The organism is Acidovorax sp. A79 (assembly GCF_041154505.1).
GTDB lineage: Bacteria > Pseudomonadota > Gammaproteobacteria > Burkholderiales > Burkholderiaceae_C > Acidovorax.
Genome location: NZ_AP028672.1, coordinates 1,136,202 through 1,157,287, shown reverse-complemented (window position 1 = coordinate 1,157,287; position 21,086 = coordinate 1,136,202). Strand labels below are relative to the sequence as shown.

Annotated in this window: 16 protein-coding genes; 9 read left to right on the top strand and 7 right to left on the bottom strand. The window is 68.9% G+C overall.

The features are described 5' to 3' along the window. The first annotated feature begins 66 nt into the window (after positions 1 to 66). A complete protein-coding gene (locus tag ACAM51_RS05185; protein WP_369643771.1) occupies positions 67 to 1,170 on the top strand; it encodes a crosslink repair DNA glycosylase YcaQ family protein in 1,104 nt (367 codons plus the stop codon). A 29-nt stretch (positions 1,171 to 1,199) separates the two neighbouring features. Here ACAM51_RS05185 and ACAM51_RS05180 read toward each other — a convergent pair whose 3' ends face one another. Then, positions 1,200 to 1,583, bottom strand: coding sequence for a hypothetical protein (locus ACAM51_RS05180; RefSeq protein WP_369642914.1), 384 nt, complete (start codon positions 1,581 to 1,583; stop codon positions 1,200 to 1,202). A 417-nt stretch (positions 1,584 to 2,000) separates the two neighbouring features. Between ACAM51_RS05180 and ACAM51_RS05175 the strand changes: the two genes are divergently transcribed. Further along, a complete protein-coding gene (locus ACAM51_RS05175) occupies positions 2,001 to 3,779 on the top strand; it encodes a methyl-accepting chemotaxis protein (protein ID WP_218340203.1) in 1,779 nt (592 codons plus the stop codon). A gap of 103 nt (positions 3,780 to 3,882) precedes the next feature. On the opposite strand, the gene ACAM51_RS05170 is transcribed toward ACAM51_RS05175, so the two are convergent. From ACAM51_RS05170 to ACAM51_RS05150, 5 genes are all read right to left on the bottom strand, one after another. Further along, positions 3,883 to 4,764: a LysR family transcriptional regulator gene (locus tag ACAM51_RS05170; RefSeq protein WP_218295443.1), complete on the bottom strand. Its 882-nt coding sequence runs from the start codon at positions 4,762 to 4,764 to the stop codon at positions 3,883 to 3,885. 21 nt (positions 4,765 to 4,785) lie between these two features. Next, positions 4,786 to 5,871 (bottom strand): ABC transporter ATP-binding protein, encoded by a 1,086-nt coding sequence (locus ACAM51_RS05165; protein WP_218295442.1) that lies wholly within the window; start codon positions 5,869 to 5,871, stop codon positions 4,786 to 4,788. Between the two features lie 131 nt (positions 5,872 to 6,002). After that, a complete protein-coding gene (locus tag ACAM51_RS05160; RefSeq protein ID WP_218295441.1) occupies positions 6,003 to 7,088 on the bottom strand; it encodes an ABC transporter ATP-binding protein in 1,086 nt (361 codons plus the stop codon). A 34-nt stretch (positions 7,089 to 7,122) separates the two neighbouring features. Beyond that, positions 7,123 to 8,874: an ABC transporter permease gene (locus ACAM51_RS05155; protein WP_369642913.1), complete on the bottom strand. Its 1,752-nt coding sequence runs from the start codon at positions 8,872 to 8,874 to the stop codon at positions 7,123 to 7,125. Positions 8,875 to 8,884: 10 nt separating this feature from the next. Beyond that, positions 8,885 to 10,204 carry an extracellular solute-binding protein gene (locus ACAM51_RS05150; RefSeq protein WP_218295808.1) on the bottom strand — a complete coding sequence of 440 codons (1,320 nt, stop codon included), beginning with the start codon at positions 10,202 to 10,204 and terminating at the stop codon, positions 8,885 to 8,887. 375 nt (positions 10,205 to 10,579) lie between these two features. Here ACAM51_RS05150 and ACAM51_RS05145 point away from each other — a divergent pair, with 375 nt between their 5' ends. The 4 genes from ACAM51_RS05145 (at position 10,580) to eno (ending at position 15,229) form a co-directional block, all read left to right on the top strand. Next, entirely contained in the window at positions 10,580 to 11,284 is a 705-nt protein-coding gene (locus ACAM51_RS05145) for a phosphatase PAP2 family protein (RefSeq protein WP_369642912.1), read from the top strand. Positions 11,285 to 11,431: 147 nt separating this feature from the next. Then, positions 11,432 to 12,394: a porin gene (locus ACAM51_RS05140; protein WP_369642911.1), complete on the top strand. Its 963-nt coding sequence runs from the start codon at positions 11,432 to 11,434 to the stop codon at positions 12,392 to 12,394. Positions 12,395 to 12,473: 79 nt separating this feature from the next. After that, positions 12,474 to 13,931 carry a pyruvate kinase gene (pyk, locus tag ACAM51_RS05135; protein WP_369642910.1) on the top strand — a complete coding sequence of 486 codons (1,458 nt, stop codon included), beginning with the start codon at positions 12,474 to 12,476 and terminating at the stop codon, positions 13,929 to 13,931. Between the two features lie 5 nt (positions 13,932 to 13,936). Further along, positions 13,937 to 15,229, top strand: a complete 1,293-nt coding sequence (gene eno / locus ACAM51_RS05130; RefSeq protein WP_218340208.1) for a phosphopyruvate hydratase — start codon at positions 13,937 to 13,939, stop codon at positions 15,227 to 15,229. A gap of 49 nt (positions 15,230 to 15,278) precedes the next feature. Here the strand turns inward: eno and ACAM51_RS05125 are convergent, their stop codons facing one another. Then, entirely contained in the window at positions 15,279 to 15,743 is a 465-nt protein-coding gene (locus tag ACAM51_RS05125; protein WP_218295435.1) for a RidA family protein, read from the bottom strand. 156 nt (positions 15,744 to 15,899) lie between these two features. On the opposite strand from ACAM51_RS05125, the gene ACAM51_RS05120 reads away from it, so the two are divergent. The 3 genes from ACAM51_RS05120 (at position 15,900) to ACAM51_RS05110 (ending at position 21,038) form a co-directional block, all read left to right on the top strand. Continuing rightward, complete coding sequence (locus ACAM51_RS05120; protein WP_369642909.1) at positions 15,900 to 18,449, top strand: DNA internalization-related competence protein ComEC/Rec2; 2,550 nt, start codon at positions 15,900 to 15,902, stop codon at positions 18,447 to 18,449. 116 nt (positions 18,450 to 18,565) lie between these two features. Next, positions 18,566 to 20,077: a circularly permuted type 2 ATP-grasp protein gene (locus ACAM51_RS05115; protein WP_218295433.1), complete on the top strand. Its 1,512-nt coding sequence runs from the start codon at positions 18,566 to 18,568 to the stop codon at positions 20,075 to 20,077. Between the two features lies 1 nt (position 20,078). Continuing rightward, on the top strand, positions 20,079 to 21,038 hold the full coding sequence (locus tag ACAM51_RS05110; protein ID WP_369642908.1) for an alpha-E domain-containing protein: 960 nt from the start codon (positions 20,079 to 20,081) through the stop codon (positions 21,036 to 21,038). Positions 21,039 to 21,086 lie beyond the last annotated feature (48 nt).

Below are 21,086 nucleotides of genomic sequence, written 5' to 3'. Positions count from 1 at the left end.
TTCACTCCAACCCTTGGGTCAAGGTACTTGTGCGACTCCAAAAAGACGTTGAACACGCTCCAAGCGATGGCGCGCTCACCCACGCTGGATGAGCTGCGCCGCTACGCGATTGCACGCAGCCTGTTCAAGCCGCTGACGCTGCCCGGCGCGATCCGCAAGCTTGGTTTTGTGCAGGCCGACCCGATGCGGGCGCCCGCGCGGGCGCAGGACCTGATCCTGCGCATGCGGGTGCGCGGCTACCGCGCGGGTGACCTGGAGCGCCGCTACGAACGGCTGGGCATCGAGGAAGATGCCTTCGTCAACTACGGCTTCGTGTCGCGCGACATGCTGGCGCTGCTGCACCCGCGCACGCCGCGCCGGCCCTGGGATGTGGCCACCACCGGGCGCGCGCGCGAGGTGCTGGCCTTCGTGCAGGAGCGGGGCGTGGTGCACCCGCGCGAGGTCAGCGAGGCGTTTGCGCACCATGGCCGCGTGGCGGGCTATTGGGGCGGAGAGCTCAACGCGAGCACCCGCCTGCTGGATGCCATGCACCACCACGGCTGGCTGCGGGTGTGCCGCCGCGAATCGGGCACCCGGGTGTATGCGCCGGTGGAGCACCCCGGGCAGGATGCCAGCCCCGCCGCCCGCATGGCGCGTGCCGAAGCCCTGGTCGACCGCATCGTGGCCCTGTATGCGCCGCTGCCCGCGCCCAGCCTGGGCTACCTCGTCACTTTGCTGCGGTACGGCGCCCCACAACTGGCGGCCGAAGCGCGCGCGGTGGCCAAGGCCGCGCAGTCGCGCTACGGCCATGCGGTGGTCGACGGCACGGCCTGGTTCTGGCCCGCGCAGGAGAACCCGGCATCGCGCCGCCACCAGCCAGACGCGGGCGTGCGGCTGCTGGCACCGTTTGATCCCGTGGTCTGGGACCGCCGCCGCTTCGAGATGCTGTGGGGCTGGGCGTACCGGTTCGAGGCGTATGTGCCCGCCTCCAGGCGCACCATGGGCCACTATGCGTTGCCCGTGCTGTGGGGCGAACAGATGGTGGGCTGGGCCAACCTGCGCATGGAGCGCGGGCAACTGCGGCACGCGCTGGGTTTTGTGGCGGGCCGCCCGCCCCGCGGCGCGGTTTTTCGGCGCGCGCTGGACGAAGAGCTGGCGCGTTTCGAAACCTTCCTGGGGGCCGGGGCCTGACGGCCTGCTGCCGTGCCTGGATCAGCGCTTCAGCATTTGCCCGCGGCTTTGCTGAGCGCGTTGCAGGAGGCCGGGGCGGCTGCAGGTGCCGCCGCCTTGCCCGCCATCGGCGTGCAGATGGCATCCGAATTCGGCGTCTGTCCGAACGACATGGCTTTCTGGAACCCCGTGGCGGAGTACATGTAGCACTGGTAGGTGGCGCCGTCGGTGGTCTTGGCGGTGTAGTTGATGCGTCCGCCGGTTTCTTCGCTCTTGTGGGTGATGGTGAAGGCGCCCACCTGGCGGCCAATGGCCGCCGAGGTGCGCTGTTCCAGTCCCTCCTGGCTGATGGTGGCGGCGCATCCGGACAGGCCCAGTGCGATCAGGAAGGGGGCGCCGAGTTGCGCGCGGCGGAACGTGCGGGAGGTTGTCATGTGATGGTGGCCTTGGGAGATGGATTCGGGCCAGTTTGACGGCTGCGCCGCCGCGCGTGAACCCGACCACGGTAGGGTTGCCATGCCGGTCCGTGAAAGACCGGTGTTGATCCTGCCGCCGGCTTGGCGGCAAAGCGGCCCGTGCGTGCAGCCCAGTGCGTGGGCCTCGCCCATTGCCAGCTATCTCGCAGACTGCCCGATTCGCCGCCCTGGAAGGGCCGGGTGGCTGGGCCAGGCGGCACCCGGGCGCCCCTGTTGCCCTGAGCCCTTGCGCAGCGTGGTTCGGGGCTGCAATGCGGGGCCTTGCCGTGCAGCGCGGGCCCTGGGGATGACCCTCATGCATCAGGTCCGGGTTTGTGCAATGGTGTAACAGCGTGCAAATATCTGCGCGCCAACACAAGGCTGCAGGAGAACACCATGCCCAAGCGATTCCGGATGGCCCATAAACTCTGGATGGCGGTCTTGCTGATCGTGGTGCTGCTGGCGGCGGTGGTGGGGTTTTCCGGCTATCGCTCGGCCAAGGTGCAGGCCGAGGCGGACATGATGACCAAGGACATGGAGGCGCGTGTGCAGGCGGCGCTGCGCTGGTCCGGCCTCACCGAGACCAATGCGGCGCGCACTCAGGCGCTGATCGTGAGCAGCGACAACGCCGTCGAGGCCGAGTTCAAGGACCTGATCGCGGCGACTTCCGCGCAGATCAGCGAGGTGCAGAAATCGCTCGAATCCATGGCGCTGTCCGAAGCCGACAAGGCGCAGATGGCCAAGATCGCCGCCGCCCGCAAGACGATGACGGACCTGCGCGGCCAGGCCCGCAAGCTCAAGGGCGATGGCCAGCAGGACCAGGCGGTGGTGCTGGTCAAGCAGTCGTACAACCCGGCCGTGGCCGCCTACCTGCAGACACTGCGGGACTTCGTGCAGCAGCAGCAACAGACCGCCGAGGTCCGGCAGCGGGAGATGGCCGCGTCGCGCATGCTCACCGTGAAGATCGCCGCCGTGGCCGTGGGCCTGCTGCTGCTGGCCATCGTGGTGGGCGCCTACTACCTGATCGGCAGCATCCAGCGGCCGCTGGAGCAGGCCAGCGGGCTGGCCGAGCGCATCGCGGGTGGCGATCTGAGCATGCAGGAATCCGTGACCCGGGGCGATGAGTTCGGTGACCTGCTGCGCTCGCTTTACACCATGAGCAGCGCCCTGGGTCGGATGGTGCACCAGGTGCGCCAGAGCACCGACAGCATCGCCATCGCCAGCGCCGAGATCGCCACCGGCAACCATGACCTGTCGTCCCGCACGGAGCAGACCTCCAGCAACCTGCAGCAAACAGCCGCGGCCATGGAGCAGTTCACGAGCACCATCCAGCAAAGCGCGGGCAGCGCGCAGCAGGCCAGCAGCCTCGCGGCGGGCGCCACGGGCGTGGCGCGCCGTGGCGGCGAGGTCGTGACCCAGGTGGTGGTCACCATGCAGGACATCAACCACAGCAGCAAGAAGATCGCCGACATCATCGGCGTGATCGACGGCATCGCGTTCCAGACCAACATCCTGGCGCTGAACGCGGCGGTGGAGGCGGCGCGCGCGGGCGAGCAGGGGCGTGGCTTCGCCGTGGTGGCCAGCGAGGTGCGCAGCCTGGCGCAGCGCAGTGCCGAGGCTGCCAAGGAAATCAAGCAGCTCATCAGCGCATCGGTGGAAAAAGTGGAGGCGGGCTCGCGGCTGGTGACCGATGCCGGCACCACCATGACCGACATCGTGCAGTCGGTGCAGCGGGTGACGGACATGATTGGCGAGATCACCGCCGCCTCCTCGGAGCAGAGCGCCGGGGTCTCGCAGGTCAACCAGGCGATTGGCAACCTGGACCAGATGACCCAGCAGAACGCGGCGCTGGTGGAGGAGAGCGCCGCCGCCGCGCAGAGCCTGCGGGAGCAGGCGGACCAGCTGGCGCAGGTGGTGTCGATGTTCAAGGTGAATGCCGCCAGCCATGGACCGGCGCAGGCGGCCATTGGCGCCGCCCGTGCCGCGGCCGCCCAGCGGGCGCCCCTGCCCGCGGCTTCCGCCACGGCACCGCGGCCTCCCTCCGCAGCCCCGGCGGCCAAAGCGGCCCACCGGCCGGCGGCGGCCAAGGCGCAGGCGGCGCCTGCCGTGTCCGGGCCTTCCAGCCGCAAGCCGGCGGTGGCCCAAGGGTCTGAAGAGGAATGGGAGTCTTTCTGACCCCTGCTGCCTGTGTGCGGTGATTGGGCCGCCGCGGGGCATGCCGCGCGGCCGGGCCACTCGATCTGGCTGTCCAGCATTGCGGGCCGGCGTTCCCGCCCGCCTATTGATTCCAGACCCCGCGGATCATCGACGTCAGCGCCACCGTGAGCGGATCGCTGGCCCCTTCCGCCGAGGTGACGAGATAGAGTTTTGCATCAAGCTGCGCAGGCCCCCAGATCATCCAGTCCTGGCGCTCGCTGCCCCGGACTGCGACCTCTTCGCGCAGCAGCGCGCACCCGCTGCCAGCGCGCACATAGGCGTCCAGCCCGCTGGTTTCCTCTGCCTGCATGACAATGCGCGGCGCCAGGCCCTGGCGCTCGAACAGTGCCCGCATCAACTGGTGGATGTGGGAGTCGGCCAGGCCGTCGACCCAGGGCAGTTCGGCCAGCGTGCGCCACCCGCCCCGCTGCACGGACTCGCTCATCCGCACAGGCACCGCCACCCGGTAGGTCACCGAACGCAAGGCGACCCATTGCAGGTCGCGCGGCGGATTGGCGTCGATGAAGTAGCCCGCGGAAAGTGTGCCGGCGCGGATGAGGTCCAGCAATTGCAGCGATGAGTAGCTGCGCGTGCGCAGCTCCACCAGGGGCAGTGCCTGGTGCACGCTGGCGGCCATCTCCCCCAGCCGCAGGAAGTCGGCAGGCTCGCTGGGCAGGCCGAAGTCAATGCGTCCCGTCAGCTCGCCGCGCAGCTGCCGGGCCACCGAACTCAGTTCGCTGCCCGCGGCCAGCAACGCCTCTGCCTTGGGCAGCAGCAGTTCACCGGTGCGCGTGAGCGTGAGCCGGCCGGCGCTGCGGTCGAACAGGGTCACGCCCAGGCTCTGCTCCAGGCTCTTGAGTTGTCCGGTGACCGCCGGCTGGGTGACGTGCAGTGCTTCGGCCGCCTTGGTGACGTTGCCGATGCGCGCGACGGTGACAAAGGCCCGGACTTGATAGAGTTCCATCGCTCACACGCTGCGCACGGCTCATCTGCTGTACAGGCGGACCAGGGAGGGATCGATGCCGACCGACACCGCACCGCCGGCCGGAAATTTCGACAGGCCTGCGTGGTGTGGCTGGTCGATGACCACGGCATGCGGGCCGACCTGCACCTGGTAGCGCGCAAATGCACCGTGGAACTCGACCGTCTCGACCATGCCTGGCAGCCACACGAAGCGCGCGTCGAGCCGCGCGTCCGCCACGTCGAGCCGGATGGTCTGCGGCCGGATGGCCACGATGACGCGGCGGCCATCCTCGGGCACCGCATCGGAGCTGATCACGATCTCGCCCCAGCCCGGGACGTCAAGGGAAACGGCGTTTCCGCGGCTGCAGCGGACGGTTCCCTCCAGCATGTTCATGGTGCCGACAAAGCCGGCGACGAACGGGGTGGCGGGGTAGTCGTAGAGCGCGATCGGGGTGCCGATCTGCTGCACACGCCCGTTGTTCAGGACGGCAATCCGGTCGGCGCTGGTCATTGCTTCTTCCTGGTCGTGTGTCACAAAAATCGTGGTGATGCCCAGCCGCCGCTGCAGCTTGAGCAGTTCCTGGCGCATCTGCACGCGCAGTGAACGGTCGAGGTTGGACAGGGGCTCGTCGAGCAGCAGCACCTGGGGCTGGGTTACCAGCGTGCGCGCCAGCGCGACCCGCTGCTGCTGGCCGCCCGACAGCTGGCTCGGATTGCGGTGGGCGAAGGCGCCCAGTTCCACCTGGTCGAGCACCTCCGACACGCGCTGCTCGATCACCTTGCCGGGAAGCCTTCGTTCCACCAGCCCGAAGGCGACGTTCTCCCGCACGTTCAAGTGGGGCCACAAGGCGTAGTTCTGGAACACCACGCCCACGCGTCGCTCCCATGCGGGCTCGGTGGTGAGTTCCCGCCCGTCGATGACAAGCCGCCCGGCCTGGTGCTGGAGAAAGCCCGCGATGACGCGCAGCAGGGTGGACTTGCCGGAGCCGGAGGGCCCCAGCAGCGCGAAGAACTCGCCCGGCTCGATCTCCAGCGTCACGCCGTCCAGCACCACGACGCTGCCGTAGGAGAGCTGCAGTTGCTCACATCTGACACTGACCCTGTTCATGCGCGCTGCTGTTCCTGATGTCTGGCGGTTGCACAAGCCATTGCCACGAGTGTCGTTGCGATGGCCGCTTCTACGCATCGGGACTAATGCCCGGTAGGGAAAGGCCCCGGGGGTTGAGCCGGGGGCTCGATTCAGGCAGGCAGCAGCCGTGTCTGCGCCGGCTCCAGGCCAATGCCCACGGGGCTGCCGGCCACGAACTTGGATGCGCCCAGGTGGTGCGGCTGGTCCACGGCCACGGACTGCGTCCCCACCCGGACCTGGTAGCGCGTGGCCTCGCCCAGGAACTCGCTGGATTCGACGATGCCGTTCATCCAGACGTAGCGCATGTCACTGCGCGCCGCCGCGGCATCGATCTGCAGCGCATGCGGCCGGAAGCTGAGTACCGCCCGTCCGCTGGCCGGGGCATGGCCGTGCGCGGGCACCTGCAGCCGTCCCACACCCTCGATGTCGAGGGTGACGTCATGCCCGTCGCGGGCTTGCACCGTGCCCTGCAGCAGGTTCATGGTGCCGACGAAGCCGGCCACGAACTCGTTGGCAGGCAGGTCGTACAGGTCCTGGGGCGTGCCCACCTGCTGCACCACGCCCTTGTCGAGCACCGCCATGCGGTCGGCCGTGGTCATGGCCTCTTCCTGGTCGTGCGTGACGAAGATGGTGGTGATGCCCAGGCGGCGCTGCAGCTGCAGCAGTTCCTGGCGCATCTGTACGCGCAGCGACTTGTCCAGGTTGGACAGGGGCTCGTCCAGCAGCAGCACCTGCGGCTCGATCACGATGGTGCGCGCCAGCGCCACGCGCTGCTGCTGCCCGCCGGACAGCTGGCCCGGCCGGCGCCGGGCAAAGCGCTCCAGGCCCACGGTGGCCAGCGCGGCCTCGACCTTGCGGACCTGCTCGGCCTTGGAGACCCGGCGCTCCACCAGGCCGAAGGCCACGTTGTCCCAGACGCTCAGGTGCGGCCACAGCGCATAGCTCTGGAACACCATGCCCACGTTGCGTTGCCAGGGCGCCATCCCGGTGACGTCGCGCCCGTCGATCAGCAGCTCTCCGTGCTGGTGCTGGTTGAAGCCGGCGATCAGGCGCAGCAGGGTGGACTTGCCGGAACCGGACGGCCCCAGCAGCGCAAAGAACTCGCCCGGCCTGATCTCCATGTGGATGTCCTTCAGGACTTCGTTGCTGCCATAGGCCAGGCGGATGCCGCGGCATTGGACACTGATTTTTTTCATGGTGCTTGTCTCCAATCGGGGGGAAGGGCAGGGCTCAGGTGCGTACCGGAGCAACTTCTGCGGGGAGGATGGGCAGGGGAGGCAGGTCTTCATCGACCGGCCGCTGCTTCAGGCGGCTGCCGGTGCGCTCCACGATCACGTGGGAGGCATAGGTGCCGATCGCGACGACCGCGATCGCCAGAACGCCCAGTGCCGCGCCAGGGCCACGGCCCGCGATGCTCTGCATGTACAGGTAGATGCCATAGCTCATGGGCGCCTGCGACTGCGAGGAGGTCAGCAGGATGGTGGCCGACAGCTCGACCGCCGCCGTGATGAAACTGGTGACGAAGCCAGCCAGGATCCCGCCCGCCATCAGCGGCACGACGACGCGCCGGATGGTGCGCATCTTGGTCGCGCCGAGGCTTTCGGCGGCCTCCTCCAGCGAAATGTGCACCTGCTGCAGCGCGGCGACGCAAGAGCGCAGGGCATAGGGCAGCCGGCGCACGGCATAGGCAATCATGATCACCACCCAGGTGCTGGTGAGCAGCACGTCGGTGCCTGGCACCAGGACACCCTTGAAGAAACGCAGGTAGCCGATCGCCAGCACCAGCCCCGGCACGGCCAGCGCCGCCGTGGCGATCCAGTCCAGCCACTGGCGGGCCGGCAACCGGGTGCGCATGATCAGATAGGCGATGGTCGTGCCCAGCAGCACGTCGATTCCGGCCGCCATGCCGCAGTACAGCAGGGTGTTGGAGATCATGCCGCCAGCGTCCTGGAACACGGTGGCGTAGTGGGCCGCCGTGAAGCCGTCGGGCAGCGGGGCGAAGCTCCACACGGAGGCGAACGACAGCAGCAGCACGCCGATGTGAGGGGACAGCGTCAGCAGCAGGATGAAGCCGATCCACGCGTAAGTCAGCACCGTGCCCAGCGGGGAAAGCCTGCGGCGCTGGATGGCGCCGCCGCCCTTTTGCGTGGTCGCATAGTCCTTGCCCTTGAGCACGCGGGCCGACAGCGCCATTGCCGCGATCGAGAAGGCAATCATCAGCACGCTGATGACGTAGCCCAGCGGGTCGTCGATGCCCACCTGGGTGATGCGCAGGTAGGCCTGCGGCGCCAGCATGTTGGTGGTGCCCAGCACCAGCGGCGTGCCCAGGTCGTCGAACACCTTGACGAAAACCAGCGACGCCCCCGCCACGAAGCCGGGCATCGCCAGCGGGAAGATGACCCGGCGGAACAGGCGCCAGCCGCGGCAGCCCAGGTTCAACGCCGCCTCTTCCATGGCGCCATCGATGTTCCGCAGCGCCAGCGTCAGGTTCATGAGGATGAAGGGGAAGTAATGCAGCGCCTCGACGAAGATCACGCCGTTGAGGCCGTCCATGATCGGAACCGTGAAACCCAGGTGCTGCTCGAGCAGCAGGTTCACCGTGCCCGAGCGGCCGAAGATCAGCTGCATCGCCACCGCGCCGACGAAGGGCGGCATGATCAGCGGCAGCACCCCCAGGGTCTGGATCAGCAGCGCGCCGCGGAACTCAAAGCGCACCGTGAAATAGGCCAGCGGCACGGCGATCAGCGCCGCCGCGATCGTGGCCATGGTGGCGACGTAGAGGCTGTTCCAGAAAGCCTCGGTCATCAGCGGCTGGTGGAAGAAGGCCGCGAAATGGCCCAGGGTCAGGCTGCCGTCGGCGTTGACGAAGGCCGAGAAGAACACCCAGGCGACGGGCAGCACCAGGAACAGCAGCAGGAAGGCCAGCACCAGGCCGGCCGCCAGCCAGGCGCCCGGCCGGGCCAGATGGAAGATGCGCGACATGAGTGGTCCTTTACTTGGCAAGGGCCCGGGCTTCTTCGGCGAGCTGGCGCGCCATCCGGTAGTTGTCGAGCGCCTTGCTGTTCCAGCCGCCTTCGGTGGCCGTCACCTCCCTGTTGGTGTCCGCGTTCTTCTTGTTGGACGTGAACAGGTTCAGGAACGCCGGATCCTTGGCCATGGCCTCGGTCACGGGGGGCGTGAAGGCCAGTTCGCGCGCCCGCCTGACGCGGTTGGCGGCCTCGGTGTTGGGTTTTCCGGCCAGGGCTGCCTCGGCCTGGTGGATGGCCAGCGTGGCCGCCTGCAGTTCCTTGTGGCGGAAGGTGATCACCTGGTCGAACAGGGCGGTCACCACGTAGTAGCGCGCGGCGGACAGCTCGGGATCGAACTTCACCTTGGCGCGCTTGGCGACCTCGAAGGCGTTGGGGTAGCCGGCGGGCATTTTCATCTTGTCCGGCGGCAGCACCGGCAGGCGCGCCAGCTGCGGGAGCGTAAGCAGTTCCTGACCTTCCCTGGACAGGGCGAAGCTGATGAAGCGCCGCGCCTCGGCCGGGTTCTTGCCCCCGCTGATGAGCGCAATGTTGGCCGGCACCACCGCGGTGACCGACGGGTAGGCGAACTCCACCGGAAAGCCCGAATACTTGCCGCTCAGGCCGAAGAAGTCGATCACCAGGCCGATGCCGAACTGTCCGTTGTTGACGCCGTCGGGCACGCCGAAGCTGCGTTCGGTGATCGCGGCCGAGTTGCCGGCAATCTGCAGCACCTGGTTCCAGCCCTTGTCCCAGCCCTCGCCCTGCAGGATGGCCTCGATCGTCAAGTGCGTCGTGCCCGAGCGGGAGGGCGAGCTCAGGGCCACGTGGCTGTGGTAGACCGGCTTGGTCAGGTCCGCCCACTCGGCGGGCGTGGGAAGCTTCTTGGCCGCGAGGTAGCGGGTGTTCCACATCAGCCCATAGCCCCCCAGGGCCTGGCCCAGGTAGAAGCCGTCCGGATCGTTGATGGGATAGCCGGCGATGTCCTTGGGCACCGCGGGATTGGCGAGGTCCGGAATGCGCTCGAGCAGCTTGCCCTTGCCCAGCACCTCGAACGCATCGGGCGCCGACGCCCAGAACACTTCGGGGCGCTGCCCCGCGCTGAGTTCGCGCACATAGGCCACGCCGGCGGTGGTGCTCTTGTTGAGGATTTCCAGCTTGATGTCGGGATGGGCCTTTTCGAAGGCGGTCTTGTAGGCCTGGGTCAGTTCCTTGGGAAAGGAGGTCACCACCGAGACGGTGCCGGCCTGGGCCCCGGCGGCGAGCAGGAATGCCGCCAACGCGGCAGTTTTGAGAATGGGGCGGATTGTCACGGATGTCTCCTTCAACGTTATGCGCGGCGGGTGCCGACAGGTCTTCTTGGGTCGGGTGAATGCTCCGCCAAAACCGGCAAGTGCGTCCAATCAGACTTTGTGATGCGCATCATCAAGCCGTGCATGCGCCTGGTGGTGCCGGGCGGCGGGCCTGCCGGGGGACATCCGGGAAAGTCCCAGGCGGGCGCGCCCTGCCGCGGGGGCGCCACAGGCGCGTTGCCTCCCGCGAGGCCACGCTGATCCTGGGCATCAGAAATGGTGATTGGATTCCCGCCAGCGCATTCCGTAGGCTTCGCCCGGCTCGATATGGCACGGGCCCCACGGCCTGCCACCGCATCGGCGTATCCATACCCACCACTGGAGACCTCCATGAAGATGAACAAGCTATTGCTCAGCGTCTGCTTTTCGCTGCTGGCACTGACTGGCAACGCTGCCCTGGCCAAGGGCGAGGCGCCTGCTGTCTACCTCGATGCCGCGCAACTCGATTCCACCCGCTTCATGGCGCCGCCCCCACCCGCGGAGGTGGCGGGCAAGGAGATCGAGCTGATGCTCGAACTGCAGCGATTGCGGACACCCGAACAGGCGGCGAGGTCGGTGGCCGATCTGGAGCAGAGCGTGTTCCGGTTTGCCGATGTCATGGGCCCCAAGTTCACGGAGCAGGGCCTGCCCCTGGTCGCTGCCTTCTTCAAGCGGCTGTACAAGACCGAGAGCGGCTTCAACAAGCAAGGCAAGGAGCTCTGGAAGCGCGAACGTCCGCCCGTGGTGGACAAGCGCCTGCAACCGGTGGCCAAGTACTCGCACAGCGGCTCGTATCCGAGCGGCCATGCCGCCTTCGGTTTCCTGACCGGCATGGCGCTGGCGGACATGGTGCCCGAGTGGCGTCCGCAGATCCTGGCGCGCGCCAGGGAGTTTGGCGACAACCGGGTGCTGGGCGGGGTGCACTACCCCAGCGACGTGGAGGCCGGCAGGCAACTGGCCGTGCTGATCGCCGCATTGGCGCCGCAAAACCCCAGCTACCGCGCCGACTTCGGGGCCGCGAAGGCTGAACTGCGCCGGGTGCTCGAACTGCCCTGAGCGCCGGCCGCCCACATCGCCGCCGCTGCGATCCCCGCAGCGTCCCCCCGCCACACCGCGCCACCACCGCCATCGATCTGCATGCACACCGCATGCAGTGGCGCAGCGCGCCCGGCGTGGCTTCACAAGACCCCAAGGATTTCCACCATGCACAGCAACATCCACAAGTCGCTCCTCCTCGCCGCCGCGCTCGGTGCCACCGCCGTGCCCGCGCAGGCCCAGTCCTCCAACCTCACGCTGTCCGGCAAGCTGGACCTCGGGATCGGCAAGAACATCGGCGCCACGTCCAGTGAAATGCTGGACGGGGCGGGCAGCCGCCTGGCCTTTCGCGGCCAAGAGGACCTGGGCGGGGGCTGGCACGCCGCCTTCGGGCTGGAGCACCGTTTCTCGCCGGACACGGGCCAACCCGCCAATCCGAACATCTTCTGGCAGGGCTACTCGACCCTGGGCATCGGGCACGCCGCCTGGGGCACGGTCAACCTGGGCCGCCAGTACACCGCCGCCTACTCCACGGTGCAGAACGTGATCGATCCCTGGGGCGGCGACACCGTGGCCCAGCTGCGCACCGCATGGCGTGGCGGCATCTCGAAGACCCGTGTCTCCGACTCCGTGCGCTATGACTTGCGGCGCAAGGACCTGCACATCGCGGTCTCGTCCGCCGAGGCCCAGCAGGAGGCTTCCAACGCGGGGCCCCGCCGTCCGTTCTCGGTCGGGGCCAACACCCACGTCGGCCCGGTGCTGCTGGCCATCGGCTGGGAAGACCCCGCCCATGCGGACGACCACCTGCTGAGCCTGGGCGCGGCCTACAAGGTCGGCCAGGCCCGGCTGGCCCTCGGCCTGGCCCGGGGCGTGACCACCCGCAATGACGACTTCAAGTCCATGCTGCTGGGCGTGACCTACGGGGTGGGGGTGGGTGAAATCAAGGCCGGCTTCGTCACTGCCAAGACGCGCAAGCCGGATGGTTCGCTGCGTTCGGAAGCCCGCAAGTTCGGCATCGGCTACTTCCACCACCTGTCCAGGCGGACCTTCCTGTACACCAACGTGGCCCGCGACAGCAAGGCGGCCACGGAAAAGCTCGGCTACGACGTCGGTCTCCAGCACAACTTCTGAGCGCCAAGGGCCGGCACTGCCCGCAAGGGCGCCGCCGGCCAGCCGCCGGATTCCGCAACCCTTCCAGGAAGCTTTACCCATGACCACGCTTGCCGTCTACCCCTTGAGCGGGGCCGCCGCCTCGCGCCGCGGCCGCCGCGCCAAGATCGTCGCCACCCTGGGCCCGTCCAGTTCCGACGCCGCCACGATCCGGGCCCTGTTCGACGCCGGGGCCGATGTGTTCCGCCTGAACTTCAGCCACGGAAGCCATGCCCAGCACCGCGCCAGCCTGGAGATGATCCGGCGGATCGAACAGGAGCGTGGCCGGCCGATCGCCATCCTGCAGGATCTGCAGGGCCCCAAGCTGCGCATCGGCACGTTCGCCGATGGTCCAGTCGAGCTGCGGGCCGGTGCGCGCTTCAGGCTCGACCTGGAAGACCGCCCCGGGGACGCCAGCCGGGCGCCACTGCCGCACCCCGAGATCTTCGCGGCCCTGGTCGCCGGTACGGACCTGCTGCTCGACGACGGCAAGCTGCGGCTGCGCGTGACGGACTGCGGCCCCGGGTTCGCGGACACCGTGGTCATGGCGGGCGGGACCCTGTCCGAGCGCAAGGGGGTCAACGTGCCATCGGTCCTGCTGCCGATCTCGGCGCTCACGCCCAAGGACCGGGCCGACCTGGCGTTTGGCCTGTCGCTGGGGGTGGATTGGGTGGCGCTGTCCTTCGTCCAACGCCCCGAGGACCTGGACGAAGTCCATGCCATCGTGCAAGGGCGCGCCGGTGTGCTGGCCAAGCTGGAGAAACCGGCGGGGATCGATGCCCTGGACGCGATCATCGCGCGGGCCGACGCGATCATGGTCGCGCGCGGCGACATGGGGGTGGAGCTGCCGGCAGAGCAGGTGCCGCGCATCCAGAAGCGCATCGTCGGCGCCTGCCGCGCCGCCGGCAAGCCGGTCATCGTCGCCACGCAGATGCTGGACTCCATGGTCCATGCGCCGGTGCCGACACGCGCCGAGGCCTCCGATGTGGCGACGGCCGTCTACGAGGGCAGCGATGCCGTCATGCTGTCGGCCGAGTCGGCCTCTGGCCGCTACCCGCGCGAGGCGGTCGCGATGATGGGCCGCATCATCCGCGAGGTGGAGTCCGATCCGCACTACCGCGAGATCGTGGAAGCCTCGTCGCGCGCGCTGGACGGCGGCGTGGCCGATGTCATTTGCCAATGCCTGCGCACGGCGGCGGCACTGCTGCCCATGGCCGCCATCGTGACCTACTCGCGCTCAGGGGCGACGGCGCTGCGTGCGGCGCGGGAGCGGCCGGCCGCTGCCGTGCTGAGCATCACCCCGGACATGCACATCGCCCGCCGCCTGGCGCTGGCCTGGGGCATCCACTCGGTCCATGCCGATGCGCCGGTCAGCGGCGTGCCCGAGCTCGTCGAGCAGGCCCGCCGCGTGGCGCGCCAGGAGGGCATTGCCCGGGACGGTGACCAGCTGTGCATCGCCGCCGGTACGCCCTTCGGCGTCGTGGGCAGCACCAACTTCATCCACATCGCAAAGGCTTGAGCACCATGACAGCCATCAAGGACATTCACGGCATCGAGATCCTGGACTCCCGGGGCCACCCCACGGTGGCGGCCACGGTCGTGCTCCAGGACGGCAGCAGCGGCTTTGCGGCCGTGCCTTCCGGGGCCTCCACCGGGTCGCGCGAGGCGGTCGAGCTGCGCGACAGGGACATGCGGCGCTATGGCGGAAGGGGTGTCGCCCTGGCGGTGTCGCACGTCAATGGCGAACTGCGCCAGGCGTTGCGCGGCATGGACGCCAGCGACCAGGGGGCGCTGGACCGGCACATGATCGCGCTGGATGGCAGTGCGGACAAATCACGCCTGGGTGCCAATGCGATCCTGGCGGTTTCGCTGGCGGCCGCCAAGGCCCGGGCCGCGCAGCGCAAGCAGCCGCTGTACCGCGCGCTCGCCACTGGCGGCGTGGCGCCCCAGCTGCCGGTGCCGATGATGAACATCATCAATGGCGGGGCGCATGCCGACAACAACGTGGACATCCAGGAGTTCATGATCCTGCCCGTGCAGGCGCCCAGCTTCAAGGAGGCCTTGCGCCAGGGCGCCGAGGTGTTCCATGCGCTCAGGAGCCTGCTCAAGGCACAGGGCAGGACCACCGCGGTGGGCGACGAGGGCGGCTTCGCGCCCGACCTGCCCTCCAACGCCGCCGCGCTGGACATGATCCTGGCGGCCATCGAAACGACCGGGCTGCGCGCGGGCAAGGACATCTGGCTCGGCCTGGACGTCGCCAGTTCCGAGCTTTTGCACGAGGGCCGCTACGAGCTGGCTGGGGAGCACAAGGCCTACACGCCGGCCGAGTTCGTCGACTACCTGGCGCAACTGGTCGCGCACTACCCCATCCTGTCCATCGAGGATGGCCTGGCCGAGAGCGACTGGGAGGGCTGGGCGCTGCTCACGCGCAGGCTCGGCCAGCATGTTCAGCTGGTGGGCGACGACCTGTTCGTCACCAACACCGCGATCCTGGAGCGCGGCATTTCCGACGGCGCGGCCAACGCCATCCTCATCAAGCCCAACCAGATCGGCACCCTCAGCGAGACGCTGGCCGCCATCGACATGGCGGCGCGGGCCGGGTTCTCGGCCGTCGTGTCGCACCGCTCGGGAGAAACCGAAGACGTCACGATCGCAGACCTGGCCGTTGCCACCCGCGCGCGCCAGATCAAGACCGGCTCGCTGTGCCGTTCCGACCGCGTCGCCAAGTACAACCGCCTGCTGGCGATCGAGGAAGAGCTGGGCAGCGCGGGTGTCTATGCGGGCGCCGGGGCTTTCCCCGTGCCGGTTCGGCCTTGACCGCGAAGCGCCTGCACGCAGGGGCGCTTCGCCCGCTGTCCGCCGGGGCTCAGCCCTGTCCCAGTTCGGCGATCAACTCGATTTCCACGCAGGCACCCATGGGGATCTGCGCCACGCCGAAGGCGCTGCGTGCATGGACGCCGTTTTCGCCAAAGACCTGGCCCAGCAGCTCGCTGGCGCCGTTGGTCACCAGATGCTGTTCGGTGTAGTCGCCCGTGGAGTTCACCAGGCTCATCAGCTTGACGATGCGCCGCACGCGGGTGAGGTCGCCGCCGCAGGCCGCCTGCAGGGTGCCCAGCAGGTCGATGGCCACCGCGCGGGCAGCCTGCTTGCCTTCGTCGGTGCCGATGTCGCGGCCGAACTGCGCCACCCAGGGCTTGCCGTCCTTGCGCGCGATGTGACCGCTCAGGAACACGAGATTGCCCGTCTGCACGTAGGGCACGTAGGCGGCCGCGGGCACCGACACGGGGGGCAGGGTGATGTTGAGTTCCTTCAGCTTGTCGTAAACGCTCATGGTCTTCCTCGGTATGAAGTCAGTGAAAGGGATGGTGGGACGGCCGGTGCGGCGCTGCCGGCCATGCTGGCGGCACCGGGGGTGGCCGCGAGTGTTACACAGCCCGGTGCGCGGAATCCAGCGGCAGCGGCCCTGGCGCCGCATTAGCATCAGCCCATGCCCGCCATAAGCACCACTAATGCGATTGCGCCAGCCCCTGCGGGCACGGTCGGCGCGGGCGCCGCGGCCCCCGTGCCCTGGCTGGTGCCCGCATTGTTGCTGGGGGCGGTATCGGGTGCTGCGCTGCAGTTGCAGCAGCCCGCGCTGTGGCCCGCGGCCGCCTATGCGGCGCTGCTGGTGGTGGCATGCGCGCTGGGGTGGTGCGCGCGCGCGGTCCACGGGCGCCCTCGTGCGGCGGCGGGGCGCGGGGCCCGCGCGGCGGCCACCGTGCTCGCGCTGTGCGCCGGCGCGCTGGCGATGTTCGCGGGGGCCGGGCTGCGGGCCGTGGACTACATGGAAGAAGGCCTGGCGCCCGCGCTGGAAGGGCAGGACATCCGTGTCACCGGCGTGGTGGCCGCCATGCCGCAGGCCAACGAGGCCGGAACCCGGCTGCGCATGGACGTGGAGGCCGCGCGCCTGAACGGCTCCCCCGTGGCCCTGCCCACGCGCATCGAAGTGGCCTGGTACGGGGGGCCGTTCCTTGATCCCGGCGGAGCGGTGGACCTGCAGCGCCAGCCGCCCGCCTTGAAGGCGGGTGACCGCTGGGCGCTGACGGTGCGGCTGAAGGCTCCGCACGGGCTGCGCAACCCGCACGGGTTTGACTACGAACTGTGGATGTGGGAGCAGGGGGTGCAGGCCACGGGATATGTGCGCGCGGGCCCCAGGGATGAGCCTCCGGTGCATCTGCAATCGACCTGGCGGCATCCCGTGGAGCGGCTGCGGCAATCCGTGCGCGACGCGATCCTGGACCGCCTGGCCCGCGACGTGCACGGCGACGACCCCGCCCGCGCACGCATCGCGGGCGTGGTGGCGGCTTTGGTGACGGGTGACCAGCGTGCCATCGACCGTGCCGACTGGGACGTGTTCCGCGCCACGGGCGTCGCACACCTCATGAGCATTTCGGGCCTTCACATCACGCTGTTCGCATGGCTGGCCGCGCTGGCGGCGGGGGCGTTGTGGCGAAGGTCCACGCGGCTGTGCCTGGCGGTGCCCGCGCCGTCCGCCGCGCTGGCCGCCGGGGTGGCGCTGGCCGCGGCGTACGCCGTTTTCAGCGGCTGGGGCGTGCCTGCGCAACGCACGGTGACCATGCTGGGCGCCATCGCCCTGCTGCAGCTGTGCGGCCGCCGCTGGCCGTGGCCGCAGGTGTGGCTGCTGGCGTGCGCGGCCGTGGTGGTGGCGGACCCCTGGGCGCTCGCGCAGGCAGGCTTCTGGCTCAGCTTTGTCGCCGTGGGTATCTTGTTTGCTACTAATTCAGTAGCTGATGGCGCTTATCCATCCAGCGCCAGGCGGCGTTTTCATGCCTTGGTGCGCGAGCAGTGGGTGGTGACGCTGGCCCTCACGCCCCTGACCCTGCTGCTGTTCGGCCAGGTGTCCGTGGTGGGCTTTGCCGCCAATCTGGTGGCGATTCCCTGGGTCACCCTGGTGGTCACTCCGCTGGCACTGGGCGGGGTGCTGTGGCCGCCGCTCTGGAGCCTGGCCGCCTTCGGCCTGCAGCCGCTGGCGGTACTGCTGCAATGGCTGGCGCAGTGGCCCTGGGCCGTGCTCCACATGCCCGCGGCGCCGCTGTGGGCCGGCGTGCTGGCCGTGGCCGGGGGGGCGCTTGTGGCCGCGAGGTTGCCCTGGCGTCTGCGGTGGCTGGCCCTTCCGCTGCTGTGGCCCGCGCTGTGCTGGCAGCCCGCGCGGCCGGCGGCGGGACAGTTCGAATTGCTGGCGGCGGACATCGGTCAGGGCAATGCGGTGCTGGTGCGCACCGCGACCCACACCCTGCTGTACGACGCAGGGCCGCGTTTCAGCCGCGAAAGCGACGCGGGCCACCGCGTGCTGGTGCCGCTGCTGCGGGCGCTGGGCGAGCGCGTGGACGTGCTCATGCTCAGCCACCGCGATGCCGACCACACAGGCGGCGCGGCGGCGGTGCTGGCCCAGCAGCCGGGGGCCGAACTCACTGGTTCGATCGAGGCTGAGCACATGCTGCAGGCACTGCGCCCCGTCAGGCCCTGCGTGGCGGGCCAGCGGTGGACATGGGATGGCGTGTCTTTCGAGGTGCTGCACCCGGGGGCGCAAGACGCCGCCGCGCCCACCGTCCGGCCCAACGCGCTCAGTTGCGTGCTGCGCATCGCGGCCGCCGCAGAAAAAGGGGGAACGGGCTCCGTCGCGCTGCTGGCCGGTGACATTGAGGCCGCCCAGGAGCAGGCCCTGCTGGCGCGGGGCGCCGCGGTGCAGGCCGACGTGCTGCTCGTGCCCCACCACGGGAGCAAGACCTCGTCCTCGCCGGCGTTTCTGGAGGCCGTGGCACCGCGCACTGCTTTGGTGCAGGCGGGCTACCGCAACCGCTTTGGCCACCCTGCGGCCGAGGTGCTGCAGCGCTACCGGGAGCGGGGGATCCGCGTGGTGGAGTCGTCCCGCTGCGGGGCTGCCGCGTGGTCGTCGGCGAAATCCGCGCGGGTGGCGTGTGAACGCGACGTCGGCGCGCGGTACTGGCAGCATCGCATGGCACCGTGGCCGGAGTGATCTGCGGGCGCGGCGGGCCCAACGGCCTGCCGATGCACGGGGCCCCGGAAAGATTTTGAGCTGGTTCGGGGAGTGCGGGCGTACAACTTGCTATCCTGACAGCAGGAGGCCAGTTCATGCAGAAATTTGACGAGATGTACGCCATGCTGCCTTTCGATGGCAGCGATGTGCGGGAACACTACAAGCGCTATGCGCAGTGGTTGAACAAACAGCCCCCTGACGTGATGCAGGCCCGCCGGGCCGAGGCCGAGATGATCTTCCGGCGCGTGGGCATCACCTTTGCCGTCTACGGCGCCAAGGATGAGGGCGGGGCGGGCAACGAGCGGCTGATCCCGTTCGACCTGATTCCCCGCATCATCCCGGCCCACGAGTGGAGCAGCATGCAGCAGGGGCTGGTGCAGCGGGTCACGGCCCTCAACCGCTTCATCCACGACGTGTACCACGGCCAGGACATCATCCGCGCCGGCATCGTGCCCGCCGATCTCATCCTCAACAATGCCCAGTACCGGCCGGAGATGGCCGGCGTGCAGGTGCCCAAGAACATCTACGCGCACATCGCCGGCATCGATATCGTGCGCGCCCCCAATGCACAGGGCGAGGGCGAGTACTACGTGCTGGAGGACAACCTGCGCGTGCCCAGCGGCGTGAGCTACATGCTCGAGAACCGCAAGATGATGATGCGGCTCTTCCCCGAGCTGTTCAGCCTGCACAAGGTGGCGCCGGTGGCGCATTACCCCGACATGCTGCTGGAGACCCTGCGCGCCAGCGCGCCCGCCACGGCCGACGAGCCCACGGTGGTGGTCCTGACACCCGGCATGCACAACAGCGCGTACTTCGAGCATGCCTTCCTGGCCCAGCAGATGGGCGTGGAGCTGGTCGAAGGGCAGGACCTCGTGGTCAAGGACAAGTTCGTCTACATGCGCACCACGCGCGGCCTGCAGCGGGTGGACGTGATCTACCGCCGCGTGGACGACGACTTCCTCGACCCGCAGGTGTTCCGCCGCAACTCCACGTTGGGCTGCCACGGCCTCATGGAGGCGTACCGCGCCGGCAATGTCGGCATCTGCAATGCGGTGGGCACGGGCGTGGCCGACGACAAGTCGGTCTACCCCTACGTGCCCGAGATGATCCGCTTCTACCTGGGCCAGGAGCCCATCCTGAAGAATGTGCCCACCTGGATGTGCCGCAAGCAGGACGACCTGCAGCACGTGCTGGCGAACCTGAAGGACCTGGTGGTCAAGGAAGTGCACGGCGCGGGCGGCTACGGCATGCTCATCGGCCCGGCGGCCACGCAGGCCGAGATCGAGGACTTCCGCCGCGCGCTGCTGGCCAACCCGGCAGGCTACATCGCGCAGCCCACGCTCAGCCTGTCCAGCTGCCCCACCTACGTGGAGAGCGGCATCGCGCCGCGCCACATCGACCTGCGCCCCTTCGTGCTCAGCGGCCGCGAGGTGCAGATGGTGGCGGGGGGGCTCACGCGCGTCGCGCTGCAGGAGGGTTCGCTGGTGGTGAATTCCTCGCAGGGCGGCGGGACAAAGGACACCTGGGTGCTGGGGGAGCACACCGCCGCGCCGGCGCTGCAGTCGCAATCCATGGGCGGCATGACGCAATCACAGGGAGGATTCTGAAATGCTGAGCCGCACCGCCGACCATCTGTTCTGGATGTCCAGGTACACCGAAAGGGCGGAAAACACCGCCCGCATGCTCAACGTGAGCTACGAAACCTCGCTGCTGCCCCAGTCCGCCGACATGGCGCAGGAAGGCTGGGAAGGGCTGCTGTCCATCAGCGAGCTGATCCCGGCCTATGCCGCCAAGCATGGCAAGGTCACGCCGCAGCGCGTGCTCGAGTTCATGGTGCGCGACGGCGACAACCCCTCGTCCATCCTCTCGTGCCTGCGTGCCGCCCGCGAAAATGCGCGGGCCGTGCGTGGCGCCCTCACCACCGAGGTGTGGGAGACACAGAACCAGACCTGGCTGGAACTGCACCGCCAGCTCGAAGGCAGCGCCTTCGAACGGGATCCGGGGCAGTTCTTCGAATGGGTGAAGTACCGCTCGCACCTGTCGCGCGGCGTGGTGCTGGGCACCATGCTGCAGGACGAGGCTTTTCATTTCCTGCGCATGGGCACCTTCCTGGAGCGGGCGGACAACACCGCGCGCCTGCTGGACGTGAAGTTCCATGCGGTGAAGAACGACTTCTTCGGCCGGGCCAGCGAGCGCAACCAGGAGAACGACTTCTACCATTGGAGCGCCATCCTGCGCAGCGTCTCGGCCTTCGAGGTCTACCGCAAGGTCTACCGCGACGTGATCACCCCCGGCCGCGTGGCCGACCTGCTGATCCTGCGCCGCGACATGCCCCGCTCGCTGCACGCCTGCCTGCGCGAAGTGGTGGACAACCTGGGCGTCGTGGCCAATCAGCAGTCGGCTGAAACGCAGCGCCGCGCGGGCCGCCTGCTGGCCGACCTGCAATATGGCCGCATCGACGAAATCCTGTCGACAGGGCTGCACGCGTTCCTCACGCAGTTCCTTGACCGGGTCAACGACCTGGGAGGGGGCATCAGCCGCGACTTCCTGGTGACCACGGGCGACTGAGCCGGCGCGGTACCGAAAGAAACCCCGCACGGCAGGCGGGCGCAGGCC